Source organism: Candidatus Pelagibacter sp. (assembly GCF_052048095.1).
In the GTDB taxonomy this organism is placed as follows: Bacteria; Pseudomonadota; Alphaproteobacteria; order Pelagibacterales; family Pelagibacteraceae; genus Pelagibacter.
In genome coordinates, this window is the sequence record NZ_JBNAKG010000001.1 from 658,854 (window position 1) to 679,669 (window position 20,816).

Annotated in this window: 11 protein-coding genes; 6 read left to right on the top strand and 5 right to left on the bottom strand. The window is 32.6% G+C overall.

Going from position 1 to position 20,816, the window contains the following annotated elements:
* Positions 1 to 10 precede the first annotated feature (10 nt).
* Genes ACTT9P_RS03475 through ACTT9P_RS03500 form a run of 6 tightly spaced genes read left to right on the top strand, consistent with a single transcriptional unit; the run spans position 11 to position 13,485 of the window.
* On the top strand, positions 11 to 1,765 hold the full coding sequence (locus ACTT9P_RS03475; protein WP_440909303.1) for a GspE/PulE family protein: 1,755 nt from the start codon (positions 11 to 13) through the stop codon (positions 1,763 to 1,765).
* Positions 1,766 to 1,768: 3 nt separating this feature from the next.
* Positions 1,769 to 3,058: a type II secretion system F family protein gene (locus tag ACTT9P_RS03480; protein WP_440909304.1), complete on the top strand. Its 1,290-nt coding sequence runs from the start codon at positions 1,769 to 1,771 to the stop codon at positions 3,056 to 3,058.
* A 3-nt stretch (positions 3,059 to 3,061) separates the two neighbouring features.
* Positions 3,062 to 3,655 (top strand): pilus assembly FimT family protein, encoded by a 594-nt coding sequence (locus ACTT9P_RS03485; RefSeq protein WP_440909305.1) that lies wholly within the window; start codon positions 3,062 to 3,064, stop codon positions 3,653 to 3,655.
* Complete coding sequence (locus ACTT9P_RS03490) at positions 3,655 to 4,485, top strand: hypothetical protein (protein ID WP_440909306.1); 831 nt, start codon at positions 3,655 to 3,657, stop codon at positions 4,483 to 4,485. Before ACTT9P_RS03485 ends, ACTT9P_RS03490 begins: the two co-directional genes overlap by 1 nt.
* A gap of 1 nt (position 4,486) precedes the next feature.
* Complete coding sequence (locus ACTT9P_RS03495; protein ID WP_440909307.1) at positions 4,487 to 8,218, top strand: PilW family protein; 3,732 nt, start codon at positions 4,487 to 4,489, stop codon at positions 8,216 to 8,218.
* A complete protein-coding gene (locus ACTT9P_RS03500) occupies positions 8,218 to 13,485 on the top strand; it encodes a LamG-like jellyroll fold domain-containing protein (RefSeq protein WP_440909308.1) in 5,268 nt (1,755 codons plus the stop codon). The genes ACTT9P_RS03495 and ACTT9P_RS03500 overlap by 1 nt, the downstream gene beginning before the upstream one ends.
* Position 13,486: 1 nt before the next feature.
* On the opposite strand, the gene ACTT9P_RS03505 is transcribed toward ACTT9P_RS03500, so the two are convergent.
* Genes ACTT9P_RS03505 through ACTT9P_RS03525 form a run of 5 tightly spaced genes read right to left on the bottom strand, consistent with a single transcriptional unit; the run spans position 13,487 to position 20,795 of the window.
* Positions 13,487 to 14,194: a hypothetical protein gene (locus ACTT9P_RS03505; RefSeq protein ID WP_440909309.1), complete on the bottom strand. Its 708-nt coding sequence runs from the start codon at positions 14,192 to 14,194 to the stop codon at positions 13,487 to 13,489.
* Entirely contained in the window at positions 14,181 to 16,814 is a 2,634-nt protein-coding gene (locus ACTT9P_RS03510; RefSeq protein ID WP_440909310.1) for a FecR domain-containing protein, read from the bottom strand. The genes ACTT9P_RS03505 and ACTT9P_RS03510 overlap by 14 nt, the downstream gene beginning before the upstream one ends.
* Before the next feature lie 26 nt (positions 16,815 to 16,840).
* A complete protein-coding gene (locus ACTT9P_RS03515; protein WP_440909311.1) occupies positions 16,841 to 18,235 on the bottom strand; it encodes a hypothetical protein in 1,395 nt (464 codons plus the stop codon).
* A gap of 4 nt (positions 18,236 to 18,239) precedes the next feature.
* A complete protein-coding gene (locus tag ACTT9P_RS03520) occupies positions 18,240 to 20,234 on the bottom strand; it encodes a CHASE2 domain-containing protein (RefSeq protein WP_440909312.1) in 1,995 nt (664 codons plus the stop codon).
* 9 nt (positions 20,235 to 20,243) lie between these two features.
* Complete coding sequence (locus ACTT9P_RS03525; RefSeq protein ID WP_440909313.1) at positions 20,244 to 20,795, bottom strand: invasion associated locus B family protein; 552 nt, start codon at positions 20,793 to 20,795, stop codon at positions 20,244 to 20,246.
* Positions 20,796 to 20,816 lie beyond the last annotated feature (21 nt).

A 20,816-nucleotide genomic window follows, 5' to 3' on the forward strand; every position in this document is an offset into this window, starting at 1 on the left:
ACTTTCACTGATGACATCATTAAACCCTGAAATAAGCTTCAAAATTTCAAATTTACTTAAGACAAGTGGTAAATTATCAGAAGCAAATCTTAATGATGCAAAAAAGAAATATGAGGGCAACGGAAAAGCCCCATTAGGAGTTCTAGAATATTTACTAAGCGATAAGTTTGTTACTGAGGATGATATTGTTGCAGCGGTATCAAGAAATTATGCTTTACGTAAAATAGTACTGACAGAACAAAATATTAAAAAAGATGCTGTAAAAAAATTACCAAAAGAATTTATATTAGAGAATGAAATGCTTCCATTTGAGTTAAATGGTAGAATTTTGAAAATAGCTTTGTTTGATCCTACCAAATCTACATTAGCGGGTAAGATCAAGAGTATGACTGGTTGTAATGTGGAATTGTATGTTGCTAAACCCTCAAACTTAGAACAAGCCATGAAGTTTAAAAGTGTTGTTGAGGCAACACAAGAAGCGAAAAATCCGGCATCTACACAAACACAAAAAGTGGCAACTAAACCCAATCTAAATATTAAAGTTCCAACAGCAAAAAAAACTGAAGGCGGTGAAGAAAATGCAGTTGTTGAGTTTGTTGATAAATTATTGCTAGAGTCTTTTCTAAGTGGCACCAGTGATATTCATATTGAAGTATTTAGAAGAGGCGAAGCGTTCGTAAGATTTAGAAAAGATGGTGTTTTACAAGAACAAGAACAGTTTAGAGGATTTTTAAGAGAAAATTATAACGCTGTAATTACAAGATTAAAAATTATGTCTGGCTGTGATATTTCTGAAAAAAGATTGCCTCAAGATGGTAAACTTCAATTTAAAAATCCCAAACCAAAAAATGAAGATGATGTTGATATTGATGTTAGATTTTCAGTAATCCCTGCAAAAGAAGGTGAAAGAGTTGTAATGCGTTTACTTGCAGCTGGTCCAGATCTTGGTTTAGAGCAGATTGGTTTAGATAAAGAAGATTATGACAAATTAGTTGCGGCAATCACCGCCCCACAGGGAATGGTTTTAGTTACAGGTCCTACAGGTAGTGGTAAGAGTACAACTTTATACGGATGTATAAAAAAAATTAATAATCCAGGAACTAATATTATGACAGCTGAAGACCCTGTTGAATTTTATCTTAAGGGCGTTGGTCAAATTCAAGCTAACAACGAAATTGGATTAACATTCGAAGCAATTTTAAAATCTTTTTTAAGACAAGATCCAGAAGTAATCCTAGTTGGAGAGATCAGGGATAAATCTACCGTTGATATTGCAATTAAAGCAGCATTAACAGGTCACTTACTTTTAAGTACACTCCACACTAATGATGCGGTTTCTACTGTTGTAAGATTAACAAATATGGGCGTGCCTAATTTCATGGTTGCGTCTGCACTTAGCCTTATTGTTGCTCAAAGACTTGCAAGAAAAAATTGCTCTTCTTGTTTGGTAGATGATGAAAAAGCAACTAAAGAAACTTTGTTACAATATGGATTCACAGACGAGGAAATGACTGAATTTACCGCTAAAAAAGGAGCTGGTTGTGGAGAATGTAATAACACTGGCTATAAGGGAAGGCAAGGGATTTACGAAGTATTGAAAAAAACACCAAATCTTGAAGCAGCCATATTAAGAGATGCCAGAGGTGATGAAATGTTAGAAGTTGCAGTTAAAGATGGTTTTAAAACAATGCAAACAATTGGAAGAAATTTTATTAAAAAAGGTATATTATCAGTAACTGAATATTCAAGAATCTTAGTAGTTTAAATTATGGCAACATTTCAATATGCTGGCGTTCAAGCTGGCAAAAAGATAACTGGTCAAATTTCAGCATCTGATCCTAAAGCTGCTCAACTTGAGTTAAGAAAAAAAAAAATAATTGTAACATCGATTAAGAAAGGAAACGGAAAATCACAAGCTAAAGATGGACCATCATTAGACGATATACCAATTAGTAACGCTCCAATCATTATTTCTAAAGGAAATATTTATTTAAACTTTGGTCCATGGGCTAAAGTCCCTCCAAAAGAACTTCTGCAATTTACAAAAAAAGTATCTACAATGATTAAGGCTGGACTGCCCATCTTAGAGTCTATTGCAATGATCAGGGATCAAACAGTTCATATGAAAATGAAGATGACGGCTCATACTATTGTCAAAGATTTGAATGGTGGATTGAACCTTACTGATTCATTTGCAAAGCACCCAACAGTTTTTGATAACATTTATTTGAACATGATTTCAGCTGGTGAAGCTAGTGGTAAACTTGATGAATTTTTAATTAAACTCGTAGAATTATTAGAAAAAAATGCCAAAATTAGATCAGGAATAAAAAGTGCATTGTTCTACCCTGTAATGCTTTTAACAGTAGCAACTACCATTACTATATTCATGTTATGGAAGGTAGTACCTGTCTTTGAGAAAATGTATGGAGCCATGGGTGTAAAATTGCCAGCAGCAACACTGGTAATTGTTAATGCGAGTAAATTTATTGCAGATCCAGCTAATATAATGAAAATTATAGGCACAATTATAATAATAAGAGTCCTCTATAATTTTATGTATAAAAATATTGAAGGATTTAGACATGTAATGCATAAAAGGTTCTTAAAATTTCCATTATTTGGTGATTTAATTGTTAAAGCTACTGTTTCTAGAATGTGTATGATAATGGCAAATCTTACTAGAGCAGGTGTAAGCATTATAGATACGATAAAAATTTCAAAATCAGTGACAACAAACCTCGTCTTTATATATGCGCTAGAGCGAATATCTAAATTAATTATTACAGGTCAAGCTTTGTCCACTTTATTAAAACAAGAAGAGCATATTTTTCCACCTGCGTTATCTCAACTTACTGCAGTTGGAGAAAGGACCGGTAATATGGAAGAAATGTTTCAATCAATTGCAAGTTATTATGAGGAGGAGTTTGATGGAGTAGTGGCCGCTTTATCATCTATAATTGAACCTTTAATGATTGTATTAATTGGAGCAATTATTGGAGTACTTATGATAGCATTGTACATGCCAATTTTCAGTATTGGTCAAGCAGTAGGTTAAGTTATGAAAAAGTTTCAAAAAGGTTTTAGTTTAATGGAAGGTCTTGTTACGATCGGGATAATTTCTTTGGTTGTTGGAATAGGATTTCCAACAATTGACAACTTTGGAGAACAAGAACATTTTGAAGCCGATCTTGCAACGATTAGAGGTCAAGTAAATTATGTAAGGCAATTATCTTTAGAAGATGGTAACGCCTATGCAATTAGAATAGTTAATGACACAAGTAATAACTCCTCAGATTTGGAAGTTTGGAGAGCTGACGGTATTCATAGGCACAATGTTGAATATCATAAATCTACATCTACTAAATGTTCAGATTTTAATGGCACAGGTGATCGAGACACTTTTACTAAAGGCACAAAATTAAATGAGCTTACTAAAAAGCTTGAACATATGACAATAAAGAAGTGTACTAATTTAACCAGCGCTACATGTACAGCTGTATCCAATGATAATAATTTTTTTTGTTTTCTACCAGATGGAACAGCGCCAGAAAATACAAGAGGTGAAGTTCAAGCTTCAGCTAATGCAGGTAGTAAAAAAGATTTTATCCATTCATACGAAACAGGATTTTTTAATATTGGAAGTAGAATGTGATGATAGATTATTTGAAATATAAATTACAAAAAGGATTATCAATAGTTGAAGGAATGACAGCAGCAGCCATCTTAGGTGCCTCAATGACTGTTTTCATGACACTGCAATCAACACAAGAGCAAGATTTTTCGACCTTAAGAAAATTTGATAAAGCAGCTTATGCAGTAGAATTAATGTTTGAAGAGCTCGCAGCAGTTTATCAACCTATAGCAACTCAGTATGGAAACCCACAAGTAGCAGAAGATACAACAGCGGGGACACAACTTAAAGCCAAAGGATTTAGTGGCTTACCCAAGGTAGGAGATGAAATCATAATAACTGGTGTTGGTGGAAAATACGAAATTACAGCAAGAACTGTTTTTGATGGAGATCAGAATACCACACTAACTCTTGATCGCTCAGATGTAGCTGACACTAACATCGTTAATATGGCTGCAGATGCAGCATTGAATGCAAATATTACAATTATATCTAACGCTCAAGGGTCTTTAGATCCTTATCATTCTTTGGATTTAACAAGACACGAAGATGCTGCTTATATAGAGGATCTAGAAGATGATGACCTCGAGAAAGTTGCGCTGGACCTTCAAAACTGGGGAGCTTTGTTAGAAACACATTTAGGTCCAGCAAGAGATGGAGACATTCGAGAAATTGCAGTTGAAGATATAACAAAAAATGTCCCTTTAGATTTAGACAATGATGGTGTAACAGACACAGATAGTGAAGGTGATGACATTATTGAACAAGTTAAAAAGAAACAAGTAACAATAACTATAAAGCAAGACAATATTGAAGAAAGGTTTAGGAGATTATTTTTATCAGGAACTTAAAATGAATATTAAATATTTATATCAAAAAGGTATGTCAATTGCTGAAGTTTTAGTTGCATTAGTTATTGCAACTACAGTTATGGGCGCGTCTTATATGATTTATAATAATTTCCAAGGGACATTTGTTCGTCAGATAGGCCACAACAATATCAAACAAGAAGCTAGATTTGCTCTACATACATTACAATTTGATAGCAGAATGGCAGGATACAAACATCCAGATAGTGATAACGGAGAAATTCAATACCCAGTCACAGTTTTAAATGATGATGGAACAGAAGTGGCTGATTCAACAGAAATCGGTGAAGTAGTAAAATTTTGTTATGATACAGAGGCTATTACAGGCTATGATGATGATGATAACCCAATAGTAGAAATTCAGAGAAAGCTTATAAGATATGAGTTGAAGGTTCCATACTCACCTTTTACAGAAAAAACTATTTTAAAGAAGAAAACTTGGGTTACGTCTACGTGTATAGAAGACGATGATGATGTTGAAACCGATTGGACACCTGTTGCTCAATTTTTTAGTAAATTTGGAGTAAGAATAAGAAGCAAACATATTGATTATGAAATCAATATGACATCAAAAGATGAAAAAATTACTGAAAAATACAGTGCCTCGTCATATATGAGAAACTTAAATTATGGAGGGAACACATATTACGCTCGAGATGAAAATGATCTACACGACCAAAGAGATGAAGTTTTAGCATTCACCGGAAGTTTAAAAGCAACTTGTGCTAATAATGTAAAACGAGATATACAGCTTGCAAACTTTACAACTGATGATGATATCATTGAGCTTCACCAAGGTGAGTTAGTTGGAACTGATAACGAATATAGAACCCATGAAGCAATAACGATAAGAGCAGAAAAACCTCCTGAAATTTTAGGTATCCCTAGCATCCAACATTCTCAAATGAAATTAAGATTAACAAGAAAAGTAATAATTGGTCAAGATCTTCCATCTGGTTTAACAGCAACATCTGGTTTTACAGATACTGATAACGATGGTTCAAAAGATTCAGATGAAGATTATGATGGAACTTTAATAATCGAAGGTGATTTATCAAATGATGACTCAAGCTATACTTTTAACTCAAATGGTTATCAAGATTTTACTGTAACAGTTGAGGCAGATTTAGACGTGGATTGCAACAGTGATGGAACTTTTGATGATCAAAGTGTAGCGAAGAAAGCTTACAAAATTAGAGTTCATAAATATAAAGCCCCTCAGTTGTCTGATATCAACATGCATGAATGGAGTGGAAAAGGTATTACTCAAGACAAAGGAAACTACGAGTCAAGAGGTAATAGTACAGCTAATGGTGGACCATTTTATGATGTAAGTGCAGACGGAAAATCTTTTTATGTTCAGCAAAATTTATCTTCACCATCTTTTTATGTATCCAATGAAGAATATTCAGATGTAGTAGTGAAGGGTATGATTTGTCAGGGCAGTTATCCTGACTGTGTTAATCCAATGACTTCATGGATGGATGATGATTTAGTTGGAATGGCATTTGGATACACAAGACCAGCTACTGCACTAAAAGTATGGCCTGATGGAAGAATAAGAGCTTGCGCAGGAGTTGATTATCTAAATATTAAAGATAATGCTAATTTTAGTGAGACACGTCTAAAAAATTCATTAAAATCAAATGAGAGAAGTTCTTTTACCTCGGATAAAGAAAACTTTTTTGGGCCTGTAGCTGATAAAGTTTTTGATATGTATCTGTGGCATTGGTACGGACATTGGGGAACTAATTCATCTGGTCATGCAATATCTCATTTTAACAACGTTGAATTCACTCACGAAAAAGGTTGTGGTTTTTCTGATAGTGGAGCCGCTTATCCTGAAACTGGACCAACTATTTGGAATAGAGGAACAAGCTCACCTATAACATATTATGCAAAAGGCTATGATCACTTGTATGCAAACATGTCAGAAACAAGACCTAGCGGAGGAGAGGCTAAAAGACAATGTTATAAAAGTGGGAGTTGGAGCAACACAAATGGAGAATACAGCTTTGGTGTTTTAAGTTATGCCCCAGGAGCTTATCACACTCAAAGAAGAAGAGGTTGTTGGAGATGGGGTAAAGACACTGGAATTAAAAATTTGATTACTGCAACTTACAAATCAAATAACTTAAGAGTTAATATTGAGAATAAACCTTTCAGAATTGGTACTGACAGAATTAGATATACAGCTTTTAACTTAAAGTTTGATGGAGGAGTGTTAAAAGATTATAATCAAGCTACACCAGCAAATATCGCTTTGCCAACAGATACTGATTGCACGGACACGGTCACAACGAATTGCGCTAAACCAGAATTAAAATCTGATGGATTTAAAAAATTTCAAAGTGGATCTATAGCAATTTTTACTCAATCACAACCTGACGTTAAATATTCTAATTTCCAAATTGCAAGATTACCAAGATGGGTTCCTAAATCAAATGCATCAAACAAACCTATGCCTAAAGCTAACAATTTATACTATTATATGAATGATACATATAACACCATTAATAAAGTTAGCGGATTATTGAGTAAATCTTATGATCCTAATGGCGAGTTATTAAATGTTGCAGTTTCAGCAGACACCTGTGAAACAGTTGGTGGCAGGGGTACCGCTTCAAGTGGAACATTAAAAACTCAAACTATCGATGGAGCATCTAGAACAATTAATTGTAGACTTAGTGGGGTTTGGAGAGCAAAAACCATGGATTGGGAAAAACCTAACAATCTTCCAAATATAAATGAAATTTATGATATGAATGCAAAAGCTTCATACAGTGGAGCAAGAGCTACCGTTTCTACAGCACAAGGTGGAGAAATATATGTATATACAGATGGCTCATTTAAATACAAAACAGTTCCATCTGCTTTTTCAGGAAATACGCCAGGAACAGACTCATTTTATTATGCAGTGCAAACTGATGATACTGGTAATGCAAGAGTTTCAGACATAAAAAAAGTAACTATTGGTTATAATATTGCCAACACAACACCAACAGGACTTACATTAAAGAGTGTTAAGATTAATCCTGGAGATAAAGATGTGTTTATTTTAGATGATACAAATTTAAATTCTGCCACTCTAACAACTATTTCTGATGAAGATGATTTAAATTTTGATGAAGATTCAAAAAAAGATCTTGTTATTGCTAAATTAGAAGTAACATCTTCTCAAGAACCAGACACAGCTGATATCGTTAGATTTAATATAGGTAAATTAAAAAGTGACGACAGTGATATAGCTTTAAAACATAGTAACAGATTTAGAATAGATCAAAAAGACGATGATTTCTATTTAGTTTTAAACAGAGATGATGACAACAGATGGAGTGATTTACCACAAAATAAAAAATTTTTTAAAGTAAGAATTATTGCAACTGACTTAAGAGGTAATCAGTATAATAAAGACACTAAAGTTTTTGTTAATAGAGTTGACTGCTCAGAAACAGGCATGGAAAATATTATTGTTTACAAAACAAAGGCTGCAATGACAATAAGTGGCTTTATTAAAGCAACTTCAGATAAAAAAGTGTTTAGAAGAAAAACTGTTCCTTTAACAAAAGATCCAGATGAAGCGATTATAAAGTTTAATTTTCCAGAAAGAAGTGTTCAACCAAGTATAAGAATTACAGATGATGGAATGCTATCTAACAAATGTAAAGACTCTCATAATTTCATTGATAGACAACAGCTTTGGAGTGACAGCTAATGTATACAAAAAAAAAACAAAAGGGATTTGCTTTAGTTTTTGTAATTGCAGTGATTGCCGCTTTATCTGTAATGACAACTTCAATGTTTTTTTATTATGACAGTGATTTAAAATCAGTTTCTAGAAATTCTGTAATGCAACAAGTTTTGCTAGCATCAGAAACTGGTTTACAAGAAGGTCAGAAATGGATCAATGATCAATTGAACGCTGATACTTTTGGTTTAGCTGATATTCAAAATGATTTTCACATTGATGCCTCAAATAATACATGTTTAAACCGTCATGGTTATACTGATACAACGGAAGATATTTATTTTGCAAGAAGGTTATATGATAATATTGGTGATGATGATCCAAAATTTAAAGATATTGAATATGAAGTTTTTGTACAAAGATATGCTGATTATGTAAGATCAATTTATTTTAAAGGAGTTGAGGCAAGAAATTCAAACGTTGGAATAGATTATAAAAAAAGATCTTTCGCGCTAGTTAAACAATTCAAAGATTTTCCAACCAAACAATTTACCATAGAAATGTGGATTAAAAATATGAAAGCCGCTGATGACTCTGACTATAACATGCATGCTTTTGAATGGGGTAGAGAGTGGGACTTAGTATTTAAAGTTCTTGATGATAGGTGGTCTCCAAGATTAGGAGAGAAAGTTTTAGGTGGAAGTGGAACTGTTGGAACACCGGTTAAACAAAAATGGGCACATATTGCTTGGGTCTGGGATGGTGGAACACCCGGTTCTACAGATACAGGAAATGTTAAGATTTACCAGGATGGAGTTTTAGTTGGAACTTATAATGCTGATATCGGTGCTAGATCAAAATCTGGATATACAAACAAACCTGAAACTTTACCTGAAGGTGATTACTGGCCACTTGCAATTGGTGAGGGATTACATGGATTTCAACCATCAAACTATCTTAAAGGAGTTCCTAAAATTCAAGGTGTACCTTGGAAGGGAAATATTGCAGAAATGAGAATTTGGAATATTTCAAGAACTGGTGACGATATTGCAAACAATAACAGAAAAAGACTTACAGGATCAGAACCTGGTTTGGTGAGTTATTATAAATTTAATGAGGGCGCTGGTGATATTGCAAAAGATTTTAACACATCGAGAGAAGTTAAAAAAAGAAACGATGCTAAAATCTATGGTTTAGGTACCGCTGGTACAAAATGGGAAACACAACTTGCATATTACAAAACAAGACAAGTAGACAGTACGCCTGACGATGATGATGATGATATGGCTCCAGCACAAAATGTGCCACCAGGAGAAGATATAGTCTTATACAGAATTTTATCTTGTGGAACTGGACCTCAGGGTCAATTAATTCCATTAGAAAAAATTGTTTCAGCTCCAGTGGTTAAAGGAGACGTTGGTGATGGAAAAATATCTATTTCCAAACAAGATGTATCAGAGTTAACAGGTCAAGATGGATCTCCATTAGAAATTCCTTTAAGCCCTTATATTGCAGATCCAGATGTCACTGATGATATAAAAATATCTCCAAAAACTGAAACAAATTCAGATTTTTATGTTTTTAAAAGAGCACTTGAACAATGTACTAATAATACAAATTATGGAACATTCAGCACCTCTTCCACTTATACAGAAGGTCAGTGTGCAGAATTTGATGGTAAACTTTGGTTCGCAGAAGAGTCTATTTCTGCTGATGATTTTAAAGAAGAACAATGGAGTGAAGTACTTGGAAGTGGATGTGATGGGATACAATTTAAGAGTAACGGCAATAGTAATAATGGACATTATTATAAATATTTTACCACAAGACCAAATATAGGTAATCCAACTCAGGCAGATGCTGTTAGTTGGGATGAAGCAAGAAGAAGAGCTGAATTAACGACTTGTGGTGGAATGAGAGGTTATTTAGTTTCAATTGATAATGCTGCAGAGAATAATTTTATAAGAGACGCAATTGACAATGATAGCGGTATCACTTTTCATGGCCAAGCTGGACTAACAAGATCTGAGATGTACGGAAGTAATTTTTCAAACACAAACGCTCAACATTATGTTTGGTTAGGTAATTCAGACTGGAGAAATGAAGGCACGATGGCCACAGAGTCTGGACCAGATTTAGGTAATACAAATTCATATGTAAACTGGCAAAACAATGAACCAAATGACGTAGGCACTGACCCACCAGGTGAAGATTATGCTGATATGGAAATAAATAGAGGTGATAGGGGAGCTAACAGTGATGGAAAATGGAATGATTTACCTTTAAGACCAACACCAAGTGGAGCATTAGATGCTATTTCTGGTTATATAGTAGAATATGGTGGTTGGGATTATACAGATGTAAATTATGATCAAGATCTTGACGGCACTGTGGATCAAGGCGATATTCAAGAAAGCACAAAAATTTGTTACGCAAGAGCTACTATAAGAAAAGCAGAATACGTTAAAAATGAAGACTATTTAAAATATGACACAACATTCGATGATGCTCCAACAGGAATAATCGCAGATACATCGTCTACAAATGATAGCCAGCTAGATGAAGATTCAGAAACTGCGGGATCTCAAAACACATACCCTGGCTGGAACCATAATACTGGAGTTTTAACTTTAATCCACAATGATTTAACTGGAAGCAATCCAACCGTTCCAGCATGGAGTGGATCAACATCTTATTCAGCAAATGATTATGTCTGGTTTAATAATAGAGTTTGGCGAGCAATACAAAGTATTACAAATTCAGGCAGTGATACATTTCAAGTGCCAACATTGGATAATCCAAGTTATTGGGAACTTGTAGATGGTAATGACTCAGGTGATCCTTGTGCTCCAATTTCTGATTGGTTACAGGCTTTTGAAGGAATTAAGTATTACAACTCTAAGGTAATAGCAGAGGAAGAAAATGTAGGAGAAATAGAACCTGATGATGGTACAGATAATTTAGGTGGAGCAACTGAGTCTGAAATACTTCCAAAGCTTGGAGAAAGAGTTATTACTTTTTCTTTAGGTCCTTTGCACATTTATAATCACACAGATGGCTTTCAACATTTCTATGAATTTTACTCCTTTCCTACACCAGAAACAAGATTTTTATCAGAGAATAGAACTTGGACTAGTAGCTTACGAATGGCAAATAGACTTACTTACTTTGGAAAACAAGGTTATATGGCAAATGTAACTAGCCAAGATGAATCTGAAGTTTTAAGAGAAAAGGTTAAAAGTACTGGCTGGTTAGGAGGCTTAAGAGTCAGTCATGGTGATTCTGAAGCAAGAACTGAACAATGTGGTGGATTTAGACAATTAGATGAAGGTAGAGAAAGAAGATCACGTGCTCAGTACAATGAACTATTTAAAAATCCGACAATGGAAACATGGCAGAGTAAGATGGCAGGCGACACAATCTTGCCAAATGAAACATTTTATACGGGAACGAATAGAAGAACAGTTTATCAAAATTTAACTGGTTCTAACTTAACTGTTCCTAATCCAAAACCAGGAGATAACAATGATCCAGGTGCATTTGTTGATGAAGATATTGATAACGTGATGACAATAGTATGGGTTGATACACCTAGACAAGGCTCTGTACCAGCTAATTTTAATACAAATTGTACTCAGTGGAGATGGGTAACTGGCCCTGAAAGTTTTTTAGATAATGGTGTTGGTTTGGTATGGGACACTGGAAATCTTGGTACAGCAGATTGGGATAGAAATGGAACAACAACAGGTGTTGAATTTGGTACAGAAATTGTATCAACCGCACCTCAAATTGGAGAAGTTTTTAAGATGAATGGTTCACCATTTGAAGATTGGGCCAAGGTGTATCCAAATGAACCAAACAACAGCAGTACTGAATGGCTTGCTCATACTGTTGGCTTAGGAAATTGTGATGCGAGAAGCTCAATATCACAATCAAATAAAGCTGATTGTAAGAAAAAATATGAATTATATTGGAATGATTTACCTGAAAAAACTAATTGGGCAGGAACTGAAGTATTTGCGCCAAAAGGTATTGTTGTAGAGTATGGTGGCCTTGAAAATGAAGGAGACCCTAGGTTAAGATTTTCAACTCAAAGAGTAATCAAATTACAAGAAAGACAATTAAATCAAGCGACTATTTCTATATCTGCAGGCGCTCAATCAGGTGACGTTATATCATTTGGAACTGATGAGTTAACTGATGCGGGTATAACTGCAACAGATAATAATACAAACAGTGTTGAATTAACTGGAGAAGCTAGCTGTAAAACTTATGTTGGATTATTACAATCAGCTATATTTAAACATACTGCTTCGTCAGCAGGTACAAGGACTGTAAAAGTAAGTCTTGGTAACGTAACAAAACCAACAAATGCTCAACATTATTATCAAGTAGTAGAAGATGATTTAACTTACGCACAAGCAGATTTTCAAGCTAGTTATCAAAATTTATGTGGCCTTCAAGGTTATCTTGCTTATGTAAAAACTACTGAAGATGCTACAGCTGTAGGACAATTAGATTTACCAGATGGAAAAAAATCATGGGTGAATGGTTCAGACGAAACAATAGGAGGTACTTTTGATGAGAGAGAATGGAGATTTACCTCTGGTCCTGAATATTTAGAAAGTTTCTGGAAAGTAAGATCTGGAACAGACGCTTCAGTAACTAATTTTGCAAGTGCTAATTTTGCAACAGGTGAACCAACAAATGGTGGTGCTGATTATCTTGTGTGGGATGAAGCAGACTCTCAACTAGAGCAAGATGATGGAAATGCAAATTCAAATATAGGAAGCTTTATAATTAGATATGGGGGTTCTGTTGGTGATTATTCAGAAGCTGACGTTGAGGAAGATAACAATGATATAAACGTTATTTTACCTCCGTTAAGGGTAGAAGTTTCATTTTATGATGATAATTCTGATAATAGTATATATATGACTGGTGAAGATACAGTTCAATTTAATAATGCTGATCTAGATGGGTGGACAAAAAGTAACTTTAATGGAAACAGTTTTCCTTTAACATTAACTGCCCCTTCAGGAACATCAACGACAGTTGCACAGTTTAAAAAGAAGTTAGAAAAAGTTTATTATCAAAATTGTTCAAAAGATGCCGATTGTTCAGTTAAACCAAAAACATACACACCTGGAAACAGAAAAATTAAGATTACTTTAGTGTATGCAGATGCAAATGAAAACCAAACAATTGGTGTTCTTAAAACTATAGGAAGCAGAAATAAAGTTAATATTACTTCAATATCTTGGAGTAATAGAGAAAGATTAAACCAAGATTAAATTATTTTTTAATCATTTTCTTAAATTCTTCTTTAATCATATTTAAGAACTCTTCAGATTTAAGTTTTTCCAATGTGTCTTTAGACGTAAGCTTTCCAATAATGCTTTGAGATTGTAACAATTCTTTCAACTGATCAGGGTTAATTTTTGTATTACTATTAGATGTATTTAGATTTTGTATTAATTTATTTAAGTCTTGATTTTTAATATTTTCATTTTGTTTTAATCTTTTTAATATATCTTCTATATTTTTCTCATCTATTTTAACTTGTTTGTTAATTAAGTTTGTATCTAAATTTTCTTTTTCTTTTTTAACAATTTTTTCTTTAGAACATTTTGCCGTGATCTCATCTAGTTCATCATCAATTAATTTGTATTCTGGGGCTTGATTTGTTTTAAAATCATTTTTTCTTATATAAGAAAATTCTGGGCTAAAATTTAGTGTGTAAAATAAATCTTTAGCATCAAATATCATTCCATCTTTATTATGAATTTTAGTAATATCTATTTTGTATTTAGTTTTTTTATTGTTTAATTTATTCAATACAACTGATCCTCTATTAAACGAGTAAACAACAGAAAATGATTTTAGTGAGTTACCATTTTCATTTGTTTTGCAAGTGATTTGATAGATATTTGCTAAAGATTTTTCTGTAAGAATTAAAAGAAATAACAAAGAAACTATTATTGTTTTCTTAGTCTCTACCATTAGACGCTACTCCAGATACTTTGTTAGTTCCAGAGCCATCTGTAGTTTGTACTGTTACTGTTGTATCAACTGTATCTGCAAACGATCTATTAGTTTGATTGTTAAACTTAGATTCTACAGTCATAAATATTGTAGCAGAAGATAAATCTTCATAACCTGATGCAGGAACAGTTTTAGTAATATCTCCAGTAATTGAACTTGAAATATTAGAAACATTGCTAGAACTATCTATAGAAAATGATGCTGCTGGATTTACATTTCCAGTTGTGCCTGTGTTGTAGTTATAATCTTTACTTGTTGTGAATGATCTTGCTGTTGTGACAGAACCAATCTTTACAGAACCAGTAACACCTTGATTTATTGTTCTTGTACTGAAATTAATTGTGTGAGTTGGTTTAAATGATCCTGCTATACTTCCAGCAGCAGCTCCTCCACTTACATCCCTATCAACAATTAAATTTGTTGTTTTTCCAGTATAAGTATCAGTTCCAGTTGATCTTGTATTTAAGTCAGTATAAGACGTAGTTCCAACAGTAAATGAGTTAACTTCTTCTCTGTAACCAGGAACCTCTAATGGATTTGTTGGATATTTAACTACGATAAATTTTCTTAAAGCCTCATCAAAAGAAATTTTAGGGGTTTCTATTTTTCTTGGCTCTATTTTCGGTTCTTCTTTTACCTCTTCAACTTTAACATCTTCTTTTGGTGCTTCTCTTGCTATAATTTCTTCAGCACCAATTTCAATTACTTCAGTTTTAATTTGAGCAATTTTAATTTCTTTTTTAACTTGTGTTACCTCAACATTTATTTTTTCCAACTCTTTACTGGCTTTACTAGCTATTTGAGTTAGCTCTTCTGGTGTTGCACCCCTATCTTTTGCTTCATTAAGTTGTATTGTTATAATTTTTCTTTCTTGTTCAGCTAATTGACCTAATTCTTCAGCTTTTTTTTCTGCAGCAAAAATTTCAGGAAATTGTTGTGAATATTCTTGTTCGTATTGTTCATCTCTTATTTGCCATTGAGTATCAGCCTCATCTTTTTGAAATCTACTAACTCTTCCATCTAATTCAAAAATTGGAACAAAACCAGCTTGACTTGCTTCTTTCCATTCATTTGAATACTGATTTGTATCAAAAATGAAACTTTCTTTTGTTCTTTGGAAATCTTCATTTGAGAATACATCTAATTTAAAGTCATTGCCAAATTGATTTTGAAAAGCATTCACTTCAAAAGCTTGCGCAGCTTCATTTGCTTCAAAAATTACTTGATCTATTTCAAATGCTACTTCATCTAACTCTTGTGGTGTAGCACCAGAGGCTAAAAGAGTTTCAAATCTTTGATTTAAAGCTTCGATTTGTGGATCAACTTCTTGCTCAAAAAACCTACCTTTTTCTAAATCGATTGCTACTCGATCTTGTCCTTTTAAAAAAATTTGTTCATTAAATGAAGGTTCGCCAAAATCTAAATTGTTTCCAGTTAAACCAGCAAATTGAGGTTTAAAATCTATATCTCCCATTTCTAAAAAAACAACATCACCAGTTTCATCATTAAAAATTGGAACTTTTATATCACTGAAGCCAGCATTAAATTGATTAAATTCAGTTGGAACAAATTCAACATCTTCAATCCTTGCTGATACTAGCATAACTTTTTCTAATTCATTTTGAAGTTCATTTGCAAAAAAAGCATCAGCTTCAGGTGAGTTTATATCAACACCTTCAGGTAATTGCTCTTTAACGTCATCTGGGATTAAAGCTCTTGGAATAGCTGCTCCACTATTTAAAAAAGATTTTCCTAATAATTGAGCTGTAATACCACCATCATCTTTTGCTAATGCTGTAACTAGTGTATCTAAAACTAAATCACCAACATCTTCATCACCTGCAAAAATCTCATCTTTAATCAATTCTTTTATTTCATCTTCATTACCTGCTAATTGAATTTCTTCATCTTGTTGGTTGCTATCTGTAACTGGCGCGTCAGGCTCAATTTCAAGCTCTTGAAATTTTTTTAATTCGGTTTGTGGAATAATAGTTGGTTGCTTCGGAGCTGTGTTTTGATTTACTTCAGTAAACAAGTAAGGTTTATCCAACAGTACAGTTCCAGCAGCGTTAGAAACTTCAACGGCACCAGGTCTTAATCCAAGTGAATTTTTAGGTCCAGGACCAATTAATAAAATTTTACTTTTTTGAGTTTCAGGATCAACTGCTGCTTTAAATTCAGTACCCCTTGTTCCAATTGTTCCAGCTGGAGTTTCAACTACAAGATTTTCAGGATTTTTTTCGCTAATTTTACCTGTAAGAACTTTTACACTCCCTGATTTTATTGTTGAAAGAAGCTTGCCTTCTGTTTTTTTAGCGTCATATACAAATTCATCAATTGTTAGCTCTGTGCTTGAGCCAACCGTCATGACAGTTTGATCTACAAAAAGTATTTGAGATTTTCCGCCTTCATTTGTTGTTATTGTATCTCCAAAATATATTGGATCTCCTACACTCAATTTTTTACCATCTTGATTGAATGCTTCGCCAGTTATAAAACCAATTACACCTATTTCTGACGCATTAGATACGTTAGTAAAAAGCAGGATTATAGCAAATAACTTAAGGAAAATTTTCATTTTAACGTCTTTATATATGCTTTATTTTAATAATAAATCCTTTTTGTAAGGCCAAAAGTGAAGGTTTCTTTATCATAATTGTGCTGTAGCAGGCGACCTTCATTATTTGTTTCAGCCCATGACATATTATACGTAAGCGTATTCAATTGATTAATTATCCATTCAGGCAATTCTATCACAGGCATTGATCTCATTATTTGTCCTATACTACCATTCATCGAAACCGTATGGCTTTGTGATTCCTCTTCTCTTGTGAGCAACGAACTTACAAAACTATCTCTTTCATCATATTGTTTGTCAGATTTAGAGTAGCTATAAGTAAAATTACCCCAAGGAGTATTTTCTGTGTAAGAAGCTGAATATGTATGATTATCAAATGCATTATAATTTGCAATTGCATGAGTATCTGTAAAAGAATATTTAACACTTAATTTATGTTGAGCACCTTCGCCCATTAGCAAGTCGTATCCAACAGAATAACCCTGGCTCCAGGTATTTGAAGCTCTTCGAGTTAGATTTGAAGGATTTTGATCACCTTTATTTGTTGTAAAAGTTAGTCCACCATTAAACCTATGATTATTGGTTAAGCTATATGTATTATTAAAACTTAAGTTATTTGCATATGTGTCTGCTGCTCTTCGAGTATTAGTATCTGTAAATGAATAAGACGTTGTAAATGAATTTTTTTCTGAAAATTTACTATAACTTGTAGAAAATGAGTTTGTATCATTTTCATCTGTTGTACCTTTATTCTGTTCAGACGAAGACGTCCCTAATGATAAAGATAAATTTGAGGTATCGTTTATTTGATATATGACACCAGTTAAAGTGTTATATGTTTCAATATTATCACCTTGCACACCGTTCATTGCTACTGCAACTCCACCTGATAATTGAGTAGCAGTAGCTGAAACATTACCAACATTAGAATGCAGTGCAGTTTTGTAACCAATATCTTGGTAAAAAGTAAATTTACTTAGTAAACCTGTAGATCTTTCCGTTTGTTTTTCTACATCTTCAACAATTTTTCTTGCTTGTTTACGAGCATCAGCTTTTTCATCATCAATTTTCTTTTTGTTAATATCATCAAAGACTTGAGCTACTCTTTTTTTTACGTCATCAGTAATTTCGTCAGATTGCCTAATCTCATCAATTAATCTTAAAACTTTTTCTGTACTATCTGTTTTGACAGCAACAGATAATAAATATAATTTTAAATCTAAATTAGCTGGATAAAGAGCAGTTAATCTTTCTAATGTCGCAATTACACTTTTAAATTCACCTAAAGCTTCTTGTTCCTTTGCATATTGAAGGTTTAATCTTAAATCAGTAGGATCTTTTAAAATTTCCAAATAGGTAACTTCAGCTTTAGAAATTGAAGTAAAACCAAATAAGATAAGTATGATTAAAATTTTTTTCATAAGATTAATGACCTGAAACTACCATACTGGTAACATCATCTCTCAAAGGTGCATTTCTTTTGGTTAAAATATTGCTAACGTGTTCTATTATTTCAGTCGTATTAATTAGTTTATTGTTCGTTAATTCCTTTTCTAATCCGGCAACCTGAAGTTCTTCACCATTTTCTAAATAACCTTCAGTCACACCATCAGTATAAATCATTAAATTTTTGTCTTTAATATTGATTTTGTTAGTTTGAAAAAAGCCATCATCTTCAATACTCATTATACCAAGTGGTGGAAGCGTTGATTTCAAATATTCAAATTCATAATTTTTATCAAATACCATTATAGGTTCGTGACCGAGGTTTATATACTCAATTTCTTTTTCTGCTATGTTTAATTTTCCAATTACAGCGGTGATAAACATTCCCTGATAAGAGTTGTCAGCTACTTGATTATTGATAAATTTTGCTATTGTGGATACAGACTTTTCAAGTTTTGCCATTGATCTAAAAACTGCAGCAGCATTAGCCATCAAAATACCAGCTTTTACTCCTTTTCCTGATACATCAGCTAAAGTAAAATAAATTTCATTCTTATTAATCGAGATATAATCGTAATAATCACCCGAAACGTCTTTAGCAGGTACATTTTTAGCGTAAATTAACTCCTTATTTGAAAATTCAGCTGGAAAGAGTTTCTTTTGAACTTCACCAGCAATTTCTCTTTCTTGTTTTAAAACAATTTGTTTTTTTTCATTTTCAATAGCAATTTCGTTTTCTCTTAGATATCTGAAATATAATGTTGTTAAGAAAAGCAATGAAGAACTTAAGATTATATACAATACATCTACAAAATAATTATACTGGTATGCACTCATACTCAATATAAAGAGAAACACAACTAATCCAGTAAAAAAAACAATACTAAATTTTGGTAAAATTTTATTTGGTATAATTAGAACTAATACTAAAGATATAATTAGCAATATATTTTCAACAATCGTTGTGTAAATATTTTTTATTATAAAATCATTGTTTACAATATTTTCAATTAAATGAGCATGAGTTTGAACACCTGGTATAACATTTCCATTAGGAATTTTTACAAAATCAAATAACCCAGCAGCAGAACTTCCAATGATAACCATTTTGTTTCTTAGTTTTTCTGCTTCAACTTCCATATTTAAAACATCAACTGCTGGAATATAATTTTCTTTGTTGAACTCTTTATATTTTATATGAACGATGGCATTAGGGTCGGGTTCAATTTGATATTTCCTTGTTTTAATTAAATTAATCCCTGTTTCATCAGAGTTAATTAAAATACTTTTATGACCATGCACTACTCTTAATGCTTCTAAACTTAAAGCAGGCCAAACATCTCCACCTATCTTTAAAAAAATTGGAACAGATCTTAATACCGCATCAGGGCTATCTAAATAGGAGATAGTTCCAATTCCTGATGTTACATCATTAAATTTTTTTAAAGATGTAATTTTATTTTTAAAACTATAAACATAATCAGAGGCATCCATTCCTCTTGAAATTATATTTGTTTTTGGTTTTGATAAATTTTCTTTATTATAATCTGATACGTCACCAAGGACTGCCAAGACAACGTTTGATGATTGAATGCTTTCTAAAAGTTTTTGATCACTATCAATTACAGTGTCACTTTCAATATTAAATTCTTCTAAAATTTTTTTTGGATTTTGTTTATCTTCTTCACTAAAAAATATATCAAATGCAACAACCAATACTCCATATTGATTTAATCGATTAAGTAAATCTGCAAACACATCTCTTCGCCATGGAAACTGACCAATTTCACCGATACTTTTTTCATCAATATCTACAATTACAACTTCATTGTAATCACTCTTCTCAATAAAAATAGTTTGATAGGCATCATATAAAATATTTTCAACTTTCATAACAAAGTTGCTATCTTGAATTTTAATGAGAACTAAAAAGATTAATAAAACAATGCCTGTATATTTTTTTACATTGTTCATTAAAAAATTTTAACTTTTAGAATTACTCAATTCCTTATACGCGTTGTTAAACCCTTGTAGGGAGCTTTTTATAACTAATGGATCTTTTTGAAATGCATCTATACTTAACTCAAAGAAAACAGATTTATTAAGTGCAGCTTTAATTTGTTTAAACAAACTTTTTTCCGCATTGTCTTTACTATTATCTGACAATGTAATCACACAACCAAAAGCCTCACATTTTGTAAAACTTAAGTTTACTGCGGTTCCTTCATGAAATTTAACACCAACTTTTTTATTCAAATTAACACCTAGAGGAGTGATTATATTAAACACTTCTTTCAGTTCATTATCTTCATTAATGAAATTTGAAAAAGCGAAAGAAAATTGAATGTTAGTGTTATTGATTGTTAAAGTTTGAATAATTTCGCATTGATTTTTTTTGTTTACATTCACACATCTATAAACCCAATCTCTATATTGTTTTGTTAAAGAATTAGGTTTGTCTTCAGCAATAGATATTGAATTAAAACCAGTGATGAACGCAAGACTTAGCGCTAACTTTAAGAAATTTTTAATCATAAAATTCATGTTATAGTTTCT